Genomic DNA, 12161 nt, shown 5'->3' on the forward strand with positions numbered 1-12161 from the left:
TTCCGCCCAAAGCATTTCGGCGGAGGCAAGCTTCGGCTGATCTATTTCATAGAATTGCTTTACGTGCGTCCAGGGGAAACGGGTATCGCCCTTCCCCGGCCCGCACGCCCAAACCCGCATCAGGAGAGAACGCGCGATGGACCTTTCGATCCGCAACCTTGTCAAGCGCTTCGACAGGCTGACAGCACTCGACAACGTCACGCTCGATGTCCCGCACGGAAATTTCGTCTGCTTTCTCGGGCCGTCTGGCTGCGGCAAGACCACGCTGTTGCGCGTCATCGCCGGGCTTGAAGACGCGGACGAAGGCACGATCCAGCTCGGCGGCGAGGATCTGACGGCGGTGCCAACGCGGGCGCGCAATTTCGGCGTCGTGTTCCAGTCCTATTCGCTGTTTCCCAATATGAGCGCGGCGCGCAATGTCGGCTACGGGCTTGAATGCCGGCGCTGGGACAAGGCCAAGATCGGCAGCCGCGTCGACGAGATGCTCGACCTCGTGCACCTTGCCGATCACCGCGCCAAGCTGCCGGCGCAGATGTCGGGCGGCCAGCAGCAGCGCATCGCGCTGGCGCGCGCACTCGCGCCCGATCCGTCGCTGCTCCTGCTCGACGAGCCACTGTCGGCGCTTGATGCCAAGGTGCGCGAGGAACTGCGCGTTGAGATCCGCAGCCTCCAGCAGCGCCTGAAGCTGACCACGATCATGGTCACCCACGATCAGGAAGAGGCGCTGGCGATGGCGGATGTCGTCGTGGTCATGAACAAGGGACGCATCGAACAGATCGGCTCCCCGCGCGAACTCTATGCCGAGCCGAAAACCGCCTTCGTCGCCGATTTCATTGGCCGCATGAATATCTTGCGGCTGGATGAGAACGCGCGCATGCAGCCGAGCTTCGGCGGCGTCGCGCTTCACCTTGCCGACAGCGCGCACACGGCGGACCATATCACGGCCCTCGGCGTGCGCCCGGAAATGATCTCCCTGACCGACACGGACGCCGCCGGCGACAACACGCTTCCCGCAACCGTCGCCGGCGTCACCTATCTCGGCAATATCACCCGCGTCGAGGTGGTGACGGATGCCGAGCCCAAGGCGCCGATCAGCGTCGAATTGCACGGCGCGAGCGCGGTTCCGAAAGTGGGCGAGCGCCTCGGCATCGTCATCCCGGCCGAAGCCCTGAGGGTGCTCGCATGAGCAACGCCGTGAAGACCGCAAGCCGCCCCGCCCGCGGCACGGATATCGCCGACCGCGCCAGCGTCTGGGCGATGACGCTGTTCGTCGCCGCCCTCCTGATCATCTTCCTGCTGCTGCCGCTGCTCGGCATCCTGATGCGCAGCCTGGAGACTCCGGACGGTCTTGGCCTTGGTAATTTCATCGCCACTTTCTCGACCATGCGGTTCTGGGAACTCGTCAGCGACAGTATTCTGGTCTCGCTCACCTCCACGGCGATCGTGGTGGTGATTGCCTATGGCTATGCCTATGCGCTGCAACGCGCGATCATCCCCGGCAAATGGCTGCTCAGGATCGTGGTTCTGGTGCCGCTGTTCGCGCCGTCGCTGGTTCAGGCGCAGGGCCTGATCCTGCTTCTGGGACGCAACGGCATCCTCAACCGCTATCTCGGTTTCGATCTCGACATTTACGGCTTCTGGGGCGTTGCCATTGCCAACGCGCTTTATGCCTTTCCCTATGCTTTCCTGATCCTGTCGGCAGCACTCGCCGTGGCGGATGCCCGGATCTATGAGAGCGCCGAGGCGCTTGGCGCCGGCCCGCTGCGGATTTTTCGCGATGTGACGCTGCCCGCGACCCGTTACGGGCTGGCCGCAACGCTGTTCATCGTGTTCATGCTGGCAATCACCGATTTCGGCAATCCGATGGTGATCGGCGGCGACTTCAACGTGCTCGCGACCGAGGTCTACAATCAGGTCATCGGCCAGGCCCAGTTTGGCCTCGGCGCGGTCATCGGCGTGGCGCTTTTGGTCCCGGCGATGTTTGCCAAGCTGATCGAGAAGCGGATGACCGCGCGCCAGCATGCGCTGGTCACCGAGCAATCCCGGCCGCTGACGCCAAAACCCTCGGCATGTCGCGACCTGTTCTTCTCGCTCTATGCCTATCTGGTGGCGGGCCTGGTCGTGTCCGTCGTCGCCATCGTCGTGTTCGCAAGCTTCGTACATCTCTGGCCATACAATATGAGCTTCACGCTGCGCCACTACCGGTTCGATGTCCAGAATGGGACCGACCCGCTCTGGAACAGCGTGTTCGTCGCTTTCGCGACGGCGATTGTCGGCATCATCGTGACGGGGCTCGGCGCCATCGTGGTGCACAAGTTCAAGACCGCGCTCACCGGTCCGCTGTCGTTTCTGGCGATCCTGCCGGCCGCCGTGCCCGGCATCGTGCTCGGTCTCGGCTATATCCTTGTGTTCAATTCGCCTGCCAATCCGCTCAACTTCCTCTACGGAACCTTTGCGCTGATCGTCATTCTCGAGGTCTATTACAACCACGCCCACGCCTTCCTGATCTCGTCGACCAGCCTGAAGCAGATCGGCGCGACCTTCGACGAGGCCTCGACGACGCTCGGCGGCACCTCGATGACGACCCTGCGCAAGGTCACGCTGCCGCTCGTCTGGCCGACCCTTCTGGGTGTGGGCGTGTTCTATTTCATGCGATCCATGGTCTCGTTGTCGGCGGTGATCTTTCTCGTCACCCCCTCGACCCAGCTTGCCTCCGTTTCGGTGCTGCAATTGTCGGATCGCGGCGCGATCAACCAGGCGGCCGCCTTTTCGGTCTGCATCATGGGGATCGTGGTGCTTTGCCTGATCGTCGTGCGCGTGCTGATGCGGCTCGCCGGCGTCAAGAACGTAAATCTCATAAGATAAGAGCGGAAAACGCCATGACGGCCTCCCCCATCAAGGCCATCCTTTTCGACAAGGATGGCACCCTTCTCGATTACCAGCGCACCTGGGCGCCCATCAACCGGGCCGCCGCCGAGCTTGCCGCGAGCGGCGATCCGGCGCTTGCCGCGCATCTTCTCAGCGTCGGCGGCATGGACGCCGAAAGCGGACTGACATTGTCAAACAGCCTGCTGGCGGCGGGAAACACCGATGAGATCGCCAGAGCCTGGATCAAGGCTGGCGCGCGTTTCAGCGTCAGCGAACTGACCGCCGCGCTCGATACGCTGTTTACCGCCGCGGTATCGGACGCCGTTCCGGTCACCAATCTGGTCAAGCTGTTTCGCAATCTGCATGAGCGCGGTTTCAAACTCGGCATCGCCAGCAGCGACAGCCAGGCGGCGATCGAAGGGCTGGTGGAGCGCCTGTCGCTGACGCCATGGATCGATTTCATCGCCGGCTATGACAGCGGCTACGGCGTCAAGCCGGAACCCGGCATGCTGCTGGCGTTCTGCGAGGCCATGGGCGTTTCCCCCGCGCAGACCGCGGTCGTCGGCGACAACCCCCATGACATGAACATGGCGATATCCGGCGGGGCGGGCCTCAAGGTCGGCGTTTTGACGGGAACGGGAACGCGCGACGTGTTGCAGCCTCTCTGCGATGTCTGCCTTCCGGGAATCCAGACGCTCGCCACCGAAGTATTCGAAAACACACCGGCTTCGAGGACATGAAACCGACAGCGGAAAAGCGGCCGGCGGCGCTCTTCCGCCGCGCTTCAGCAAACGATCTCGACGTCGTTTTCATCCAGAAGACGACGGATATCCCCTTCCGGCATGGTGTCGGTGACAAGCGTGTCCACGTCGGATATCGACCCCAGCCGCACCATGGCCCGCTTGCCGAACTTGCTGCTGTCGACGGCCACAAGCGTGCGGCGCGATTGCGCCATCGCCGCCGTCGCGACCACGCTTTCGGCATGGTCGTCGTCGCAGAGGTCCCCGTCATTGTCGATGCCGCTCACCGAGATGATCGCACTGTCGAACTTGAAGTTGCGGATGAATTCGGGCGTTTCTTCCTGAAAGATGCCGCCATGGATCGGGCGCACGAAACCGCCGGGGACGGCCAGCGTGAAATTGGTGTTCTCGTTCAGGATCGTCGCCACCCTGAGGCTGTAGGTCAAAACCCTGAGATGATTGCGGCGCGACAGCGCGCGCGCGATCGCCTCGCAGGTGGTGCCGGAATCGATGAAGATCGACGCGCCATCGGGCACAAGATCGGCGACAAGCTCGCCGATGCGCTGCTTCTGCTCCGCATTGTCGACGCGACGTCGGCGGTAGACGGTTTCCTCCAGCGGGCCGACAAGAACCGCGCCGCCATGAAGACGGCGCACGCGGCCCGCCTTTTCAAGCGCAAGAATGTCGCGCCGGGCCGTCTGCGTGGTTACCGTGAAGAAATCGGAAATCTCCTCAACCGAGATATAGAAGTTCTTCTCCATCAATCGCAGTATCGACGACTGACGGCTTTCCTTCTTTCTTTCTTCTCCGTTGCTTTCCACGTCCACACCACCTCCAGCACCATTTCCGATTCTGTGCCCCCTTTTTGAAACACCGAGGGCGTGTACGCAAGGAATCTATAAAAATGTTGTAAATATGACATATACGGGGGTTATATGTCGCTTTCGAAACATGCTAACCTGACGACGCAAATCGAAATTTCATAGCGTTCCGATTACGAAAGGAATACCCGATGAATGGTATCATTCAGCGGCTGGGAAGCCGCGCGCAAATTTCAGGCAAGATGCTCGGCCTTTTGAGCGGCGTTTCGCTGCTGGCCGTCAGCGCGGTTCCGGCGACCGCCGAAGACAATGCGCTGCGCATCATCTCCCTGAACACCTGGGGAGCTTCGACGCTCATTCCCGAAGCCGCCGACCTTCTTTCATCGGGCAATTACGACTTCATCACCATCCAGGAATACCGCAACAGCTACGGCGTCGACATCCAGAAGAAGATGGCCGACCTCGGCGCCGGCGACTATTCGCTCCACTCGAAGGGCGACACCGGCCTTGCCTGGCGCGACAAGGACATCATCGATTACAGCAATACCGATGAGCCGGTTCACGTGGTTGTCGGCGGCGAGAACGGCCGCCCGCAGACCATCATCGCGACCGAGCATCTGGACTATCGCGATGATGCCTTCCTCCATCGTAACCGCGAAGCCCATGAGTTGAACGACTGGGCCGCAGGCAAGGCCAGCCCCATTATCATGACCGGCGATTTCAACGCGGGTGACATCTCCGAGCGCGGTCTGCTGGAAGTGGTTCAGCAGGAATTCATGATGAAGCGCGCCCGGGAAACCGGCAATGCGGACCACAAGGCCTGGGCGCTGCAATATGTCGCGCGCAATCACGCCATCGGCTCGGAAAAATACGCCGCCGCCGAAGCCTATATCAACCGCAAGTCCGACACCATGCCGGAAGGCCTGTTCACCGACGAGACCTATCCCGTGGCGGGCAACACGCCCTACACGATGAACCTTCTGAAGAAGCAGTACCAGATCCTGCAGAACCCCGAGGATCGCGAGCGCTTCGCGCCACACAAGCTGGCCGACGGCAGCACCACGTGGCCGAGCGTCGAGGAAGACGACGAGGCCTTCAAATGGCCGTCCTGGGGCCGCACCCAGATCGATCACTTCATTGCCTCGCGCCCCTATGCCAAATGGTGGGAGCCGACGGATGCCGAAGACGATCGCTATGTCGGCGGCGTTCTCGACCAGGACATCAGCACGACGGACGAGGGTCACGCGCTCTCCGATCATGAGCCGCTCGCCCACGAAATCCGCTGGAAGGGCCCCAATGTCGAGGAGATCGGCGACGATAGCGGCAAGGTCCGCCTGACCTTCGACGCCAACACGCGCGATTCCGCCGAGCGCGCGAATGAATTCCGGCTGTCGCGCAACAACCACCGCACGGATGTCTATCTCGGCCAGCTTTCCGATGAGGATGGCCGCCCGATCTATGCGCAGGCCCCGGAAGTCACCGAGGACCGCCTCGGCTTCCTGCTCGCCAATGCGGTCTATGACCGTCACGACCCGGAAGCCTTCCAGGAGGAGCTTGCCCTCTATGTGCCCGCCGAACAGCAGGCGGTTTACAAGGCCTATCTCGACAAGCTGACGGACACCTCCAATCCGGAATTCTTCCGCAACGTTCTCGATGACTATTTCCAGGCGCATCGCGACGAATTCCCGGGCATCGGCAGCATCAGCGACATGAGCTGGGAGCAATGGGGCGATATCCTCATGAAGTATGTCGATGAGGACCTTGCCTTCGAAACCAAACCGGAAAACCCGGCCTGGGACGAGCTTGTCGCAACGCTCGGCCTCAACGATCCCGCCGTGCGCGCCGCGCTTTCGGCGAAGACCGGGCTCGACTTCGAAAACGATCCCTTCGCGCCCCTCAAGCTGGCGCTCGACTGCGCCGATGCGCAGCACCTGTCGCTTCAGGGCGCCCGCGCGATGTGCGTGGACGATCATGAGCGCTTTCGCGATATCGTCGTCACCGCCGGCAAGACCGTGGCGATCGACGAGAGCGCCGCACTCGGCTCGACCGACGGTCTGATCACGCTCGACAATGGCGGCATCCGCACCGCGGGCCCCGACGATGACTGGGCTCAGTGGACCGGCCCGATCACGTCGCTCGACAAGGCCATCCGGTTCGACGGCCGCGGCTGGATCGATGTATCCCATCCGACGGTTCCGGTGACCGCTCTGAAGACGTTCTCCGGCGACGGCACGTTTGAAAAGCGCGGCGTGGGCACCCTGCTCCTGACGGCCGACAGCTCCGGCTTTGCCGGCACCACGCTGGTCAACCAGGGCAAGCTGCTGGTGGGCGACGAAAACGGCGTCGGCAAGCTCGGCGGCAGCATGACCGTCAATGACGGCGCTGTTCTCGGCGGTTCCGGCACGATCGGCTCCGGCGCGGGATCGCTGGTCTCGATTGCCGCGGGCGGCACGCTGTCGCCGGGCAATTCCATCGGCACGCTCACGATCGACGGCGACCTCGCCTTCGCCAGCGGCTCGATCTTCGCCGTCGAAGTCGACCCGGAAAGCGGGCGCAGCGATGCGGTGACTGTGACCGGCAAGGCGTCGCTGGACGGAACGCTCGCCCATATCGGCTTTGACGGCGTCTATGATCCGCGCTCGACCTACACCGTGCTGTCAGCCGGCCAGATCGAGGGCGAATTCGCAAGCGTCACCTCCGACTTCGCGTTCCTGACGCCCGACTTCATCTATGGCACGAGCGAAATCGGCCTGAAGCTGCAGCGCAACGACCGCGATTTCGCATCGGTGGCTCAAACCGCCAATCAGGCGGCCGTGGCGGCAAGCGTGGAGTCGATCGGCTTTACCGCAGGAAACGCGCTCTATGACGCGATCGTCATGCTGCCGGACGATCCCGATTTCATCCGCAACGGCTTCGATCAGCTTTCCGGCGAGATCCATGCATCGGTCAAATCCGCGCTGATCGAGGAAAGCGGCATCGTCCGCGGCGCGGAGGCCGATCGCCTGCGGGCAGCCTTCGGCACGGTCGGCGCATCGTCGGCGCCGGTTCTGGCCTATGGGCCGGACGGAGCGAACCTCGTCGCTCCCGATCAGGCAGACGGCATCGCCGCCTGGGGCAGCGCCTTCGGAGCGTGGAACAAGTTCGACGGCAACGCCAATGCCGCCGGCCTCGACAGCGCGACGGGTGGCCTGCTTGTCGGCGTCGACATCCCGTTTGCCGAAACCTGGCGCGTCGGCGCGCTCGCCGGCTACAGCCATTCGAGCTTCGACGTTGACGACCGCGCGTCGTCGGGTTCCAGCGACAACTACTCGCTCGGCCTTTATGCCGGTTCGCAATGGGGCGGCCTCGGCTTCCGTTCGGGTCTCGCCTATACGTGGCACCAGATCGACACCAGCCGTTCGGTGTACATCCCGGGCCTTACGAATGCGCTCGACAGCAGCTATGACGCCGGCACCTTCCAGGCCTTCGGCGAACTCGGCTATCAGTTCGATCTCTCCGACGTTCAGCTGGAGCCGTTCGCCAACCTCGCCTATGTCAATCTGGATACGGATGGCTATGGCGAAAGCGGCGGCGCGGAGGCATTGAGCGGCGCAAGCGGCAGCTCCGACACGACCTTCACCACCGTGGGTTTGCGCGTCTCGTCCGACTTCATGCTCGGCCAGACGCGGGCGAAGGCAAGCGGGATGATCGGCTGGCGTCACGCCTTCGGCGATATCACGCCGTCCGTCACGCAAGCGTTTGCGGGCTCGACGCCGTTCGCCATCACCGGCGTCGCCGTTGCCGAGGATGCCGCCGTGGTCGAGGCCGGCCTCGATTTCGACCTGTCGGCCAACACCACGATCGGCGTGTCCTACCAGGGCCAGTTCGGCGACGACGTCAGCTACAACGGCGTCAACGCAAGGCTCCAGGTGAAGTTCTGATCTGAAAACACGACCAGCCGGGCGGGGTCATTCCCGCCCGGCTGAGGCAAGACTGTTGCAATGGTGCAGCCGCCAGTCTTTCAGTTGACAAACCGCGGGACGGAATGCAGTCTTTGCGCATTCACCCGGGGGGTCCCGACAAGGGGCTGAGATACTGATCGCCCGTCTGCCTTTATGGCGACGCGCAGCGCAGTGACCCGATGAACCTGATCCAGTTCACACTGGCGTAGGGATGGTGCATCTGCTGCGGTCACGGCTGAGTTGCCCTGGCGTATTTTCACGCAGCCCCTCTCCATTCATTACGGCGAACTGGGTCTCCAACGCATCGAGCACTGGAGGCTCCGACCGATGAAAGACCTTTCCCCAACCGTCACCACCGGGCCGTTGCCGGCCTCGCGCCGAGTCTGGCAGGCTGGCGTTCTCAATCCCGATATTCGCGTGCCCATGCGCGCGATCGACCTGCATCCAACGGCCGACGAGCCGCCCGTGACCGTCTACGACAGTTCCGGACCCTATACGGATCCAGACGTCGAAATCGCCATTGAGCGTGGCCTGCCGCGTCTGCGCGAGACCTGGATCGCCGCGCGCAATGACACCGAGCGCTATGCAGGGCGTCATGTGAAGCCCGAAGACAACGGCTTTGCCGCAGGCGCGCGTCTGACGCCGGAATTTCCTGTGCGCCACAAGCCGCTGCGCGCAAGAGATAGCCGCGCCGTGACCCAGTTGGCCTATGCCCGCGCCGGGATCGTGACGCCCGAAATGGAATTCGTCGCCATCCGTGAAAATCTTGGCCGCGCGGCGGCAAAACAGGATTTGGCCCGTGATGGCGAAGCCTTCGGCGCCGAGATTCCCGATTTCATCACCCCGGAATTCGTGCGCGACGAGGTGGCGCGCGGCCGGGCAATCATCCCGTCGAACATCAATCACCCGGAAGCCGAGCCGATGGCGATCGGCCGCAATTTTCTGGTCAAGATCAACGCCAATATTGGCAACTCGGCCGTCACCTCCTCGATGGCTGAGGAAGTGGAAAAGATGGTCTGGGCGATCCGCTGGGGCGCCGACACGGTGATGGACCTGTCCACGGGTCGCAACATCCACAATATCCGCGACTGGATCATCCGCAATGCGCCGGTGCCGATCGGTACGGTTCCGCTCTATCAGGCCCTGGAAAAGGTGGGCGGCATTGCCGAGGACCTTTCCTGGGAGGTGTTCCGCGACACGCTGATCGAGCAGGCCGAGCAGGGTGTGGACTATTTCACCATCCATGCCGGCGTGCGGCTGCACATGATCCCGATGACGGTGAACCGTGTCACCGGCATCGTCTCGCGCGGCGGCTCGATCATGGCGAAGTGGTGCCTGCACCATCACAAGGAGAGCTTTCTATACGACCATTTCGAGGAAATCTGCGATATCTGCCGGGCCTATGACGTTTCCTTCTCGCTCGGCGACGGCCTCCGGCCCGGTTCGATCGCCGATGCGAATGACGCGGCGCAGTTCGCCGAACTGGAGACACTCGGCGAGCTCACGCAGATCGCCTGGGCCAGGGACTGCCAGGTGATGATCGAAGGCCCGGGCCATGTTCCGATGCACAAGATCAAGGCCAATATGAACAAACAGCTCGCGGTGTGCGGCGAAGCGCCATTCTACACGCTCGGCCCGCTGACCACGGACATCGCGCCCGGCTATGACCACATCACCTCCGGCATAGGCGCGGCGATGATCGGCTGGTTCGGCACGGCAATGCTTTGCTACGTAACGCCCAAGGAGCATCTCGGCCTGCCCGACCGCGACGACGTCAAGGTCGGCGTGATCACCTACAAGATCGCCGCCCATGCCGCCGATCTCGCCAAGGGCCATCCGGCGGCGCGGATTCGCGATGACGCCCTCAGCCGCGCGCGGTTCGAGTTTCGCTGGGAAGACCAGTTCAACCTCGCGCTCGATCCCGAGACCGCGCGATCGATGCACGACGAAACCTTGCCGAAGGAGGCGCACAAGGTGGCGCATTTCTGCTCCATGTGCGGGCCGAAATTCTGCTCGATGCGCATAAGCCATGACATCAGGGCGGAGGCCCAGAAAGAGGGCATGGCGGCGATGGCCGAAAAATTCCGCGAGGGGGGCGCGCTTTATATGCCCCTGGAGGATGTGAAATGAGCCGGCCCTGGTGATCGGCCTCGCCCCGCTCAGGGCCGAGCCGCCGCCGGGCGTCTGGGCGGCCGCCCACAGCCTTGCGACGAAGGCGAGAGCCCGCCGGCGGCATGGCGGCTGAAGTGGTGCATCTTATAAGCGGCGCATGACGAGCTCCGAAAAAGGAGGAGGCGATTGCGAGATTTTTCCGCCCCGTCGGCCGGTTGAGCGCCGGCGGCGGCAGAGGGAAATCCCACCGCCACAGGATCGGACGCTGGGTTCCGGAGAGCGGCCCGCCCCCGGACCGGAAATTGCCGTCGCTCGCGACGAAGCGACGGGTTCTTTCCAGCCCTGGGGGCGGGCGGCCTCAAGAGGAACCGGCTTTACTGCTCGATCGCCAGCGTCATGTTGACGGTGATGTTGTAGGTGTTTTCGCCGGCCGCGATCGGCGGGGCGCCCTCGGCTTTTGCCATCATCACGTCGGCGCGCATCATCATTGGCTGCGGCATCGAGCTCTGCTCGGAGATCGACATCACCTTGCCGAGCGTGACCCCGGCGGCCTCGGCCAGCGTTTCGGCCTTGGCCAGCGCGTTGGCGACAGCCTCGCGCCGGGCCTCGTCCTCCGCGGCGGAAGGATCGCTGTTGGAGAACGATATCCCGCCGCCGGAGTTGACACCGAGCTTGACTGCCTGATCGAGCACGGCAGAGAGCTTCGAAAGATCGCGCACCCGGACATTGAGGCCGTTCTGGACCTCGTAGCCGACGATCTCGCTGGTCATCGTTCCGTCATCGGCCTTGACCTGCTGATAGCGCGGGCTCACCGAGAAATTGCTGGTCTGGACGTCTTTGTCGGCGATGCCGTTCTGCTTGAGGGCGTCGATGACCTTTTGCATCGCGGCCGAATTGTCCGAAAGCGCGGTCGCCGTGTCATCAGCCTGGCTGACGACCGAAAGCGAGACGGTGGCCATGTCGGGCACCAGCGTGGCATCGCCATCGGCGGAAACATTGATGACGGCCGGCGGCGCGGCGCTATCCGCTAGGGCTGCCGTGCCGGCAAGCGGGAGCGCGAAAAGCAGGCCTGCGGCAGCGAGACGAACGGGTAATTTGGCCATGGATATCCCTCCTTGAAATGATGTCCCTTCCTCTTGGCCGGCAATTGTGAAGCCAATGCGGCGGGAACTTGCGATGCCCATGAATTTGGAGTAGTCGGAGGGTCCGCGCAAGGAGCCATTGCCAGCGCGGCCCGTTCCAGCCCATCTCGGCTTCGGACAGGGGGCCTGTAGCTCAATGGTTAGAGCCGGCGGCTCATAACCGCTTGGTTGGGGGTTCGAGTCCCTCCAGGCCCACCATTTCTGAATTGTACAGTTTATCGTCCGACACGGAAACGCCGACTTTGCGACAAAAGTCGGTTTTTCGATTCGCCGCTTGCGGCGATGCCTTGGAGACCTCTTCGCCTTCCAAATCGGGCGCCTGTTGATTTCGCCCTTACCGATGAATTGAAAAAATAGATGCCGCGCAACGCCGCCCAGCCGGTTTTACGCTTCCCGCGCCAAGAGACCGACCTTGTCTGGGGGTAATCCTCCCCGTGAATAAGGGGCTTCAAAAGTAGAATTTTCTCGGCAAGATGCTCGAGGAGATTTAGATGAAGAAGAGCCGATTTAGCGAAGCCCAGATCATGTCCGTGTTGC

7 protein-coding genes, 1 tRNA gene, 1 pseudogene and 1 riboswitch are annotated in these 12161 nt (G+C 62.8%); of the genes and pseudogenes, 6 read left to right on the plus strand and 3 right to left on the minus strand.

Translation table 11 applies throughout. From position 1 onward, the window contains the following. Positions 1-136 precede the first annotated feature (136 nt). Genes V6765_RS21065 through V6765_RS21075 form a run of 3 tightly spaced genes read left to right on the plus strand, consistent with a single transcriptional unit; the run spans position 137 to position 3608 of the window. Positions 137-1186, plus strand: coding sequence for an ABC transporter ATP-binding protein (locus tag V6765_RS21065; RefSeq protein ID WP_448432450.1), 1050 nt, complete (start codon positions 137-139; stop codon positions 1184-1186). Continuing rightward, the gene (locus tag V6765_RS21070) at positions 1183-2865 is read left to right on the plus strand and encodes an ABC transporter permease subunit (RefSeq protein ID WP_448432452.1); all 1683 of its coding nucleotides are present in this window, start codon (positions 1183-1185) and stop codon (positions 2863-2865) included. The genes V6765_RS21065 and V6765_RS21070 overlap by 4 nt, the downstream gene beginning before the upstream one ends. Before the next feature lie 14 nt (positions 2866-2879). Next, complete coding sequence (locus V6765_RS21075; RefSeq protein WP_448432454.1) at positions 2880-3608, plus strand: HAD family hydrolase; 729 nt, start codon at positions 2880-2882, stop codon at positions 3606-3608. A gap of 44 nt (positions 3609-3652) precedes the next feature. Here the strand turns inward: V6765_RS21075 and V6765_RS21080 are convergent, their stop codons facing one another. Next, on the minus strand, positions 3653-4429 hold the full coding sequence (locus tag V6765_RS21080) for a DeoR/GlpR family DNA-binding transcription regulator (protein ID WP_448432456.1): 777 nt from the start codon (positions 4427-4429) through the stop codon (positions 3653-3655). Between the two features lie 191 nt (positions 4430-4620). On the opposite strand from V6765_RS21080, the gene V6765_RS21085 reads away from it, so the two are divergent. Both V6765_RS21085 and thiC read left to right on the plus strand, forming a co-directional pair. Beyond that, positions 4621-8349 (plus strand): autotransporter domain-containing protein, encoded by a 3729-nt coding sequence (locus V6765_RS21085; RefSeq protein WP_448432458.1) that lies wholly within the window; start codon positions 4621-4623, stop codon positions 8347-8349. 116 nt (positions 8350-8465) lie between these two features. Then, positions 8466-8600: riboswitch (TPP riboswitch) on the plus strand. Positions 8601-8697: 97 nt separating this feature from the next. Next, positions 8698-10500, plus strand: a complete 1803-nt coding sequence (gene thiC / locus V6765_RS21090) for a phosphomethylpyrimidine synthase ThiC (protein ID WP_448432460.1) — start codon at positions 8698-8700, stop codon at positions 10498-10500. Positions 10501-10856: 356 nt separating this feature from the next. On the opposite strand, the gene V6765_RS21095 is transcribed toward thiC, so the two are convergent. Then, positions 10857-11585, minus strand: coding sequence for an SIMPL domain-containing protein (locus tag V6765_RS21095; protein ID WP_448432462.1), 729 nt, complete (start codon positions 11583-11585; stop codon positions 10857-10859). 161 nt (positions 11586-11746) lie between these two features. Here V6765_RS21095 and V6765_RS21100 point away from each other — a divergent pair. Further along, a tRNA-Ile gene (locus V6765_RS21100) sits at positions 11747-11822 on the plus strand. 17 nt (positions 11823-11839) lie between these two features. On the opposite strand, the pseudogene V6765_RS21105 reads toward V6765_RS21100, so the two are convergent. After that, positions 11840-12161 (minus strand): annotated as a pseudogene (locus V6765_RS21105) (hypothetical protein); the annotation flags it as partial.

The organism is Martelella sp. FOR1707 (assembly GCF_053484265.1).

Excerpts from the sequence above, each read along its gene's own strand:
- V6765_RS21065 (WP_448432450.1), top strand. The coding sequence starts at position 137 with ATGGACCTTTCGATCCGCAACCTTGTCAAGCGCTTCGACAGGCTGACA.
- V6765_RS21070 (WP_448432452.1), top strand. The coding sequence starts at position 1,183 with ATGAGCAACGCCGTGAAGACCGCAAGCCGCCCCGCCCGCGGCACGGAT.
- V6765_RS21075 (WP_448432454.1), top strand. The coding sequence starts at position 2,880 with ATGACGGCCTCCCCCATCAAGGCCATCCTTTTCGACAAGGATGGCACC.
- V6765_RS21085 (WP_448432458.1), top strand. The coding sequence starts at position 4,621 with ATGAATGGTATCATTCAGCGGCTGGGAAGCCGCGCGCAAATTTCAGGC.
- thiC (WP_448432460.1), top strand. The coding sequence starts at position 8,698 with ATGAAAGACCTTTCCCCAACCGTCACCACCGGGCCGTTGCCGGCCTCG.
- V6765_RS21095 (WP_448432462.1), bottom strand. The coding sequence starts at position 11,585 with ATGGCCAAATTACCCGTTCGTCTCGCTGCCGCAGGCCTGCTTTTCGCG.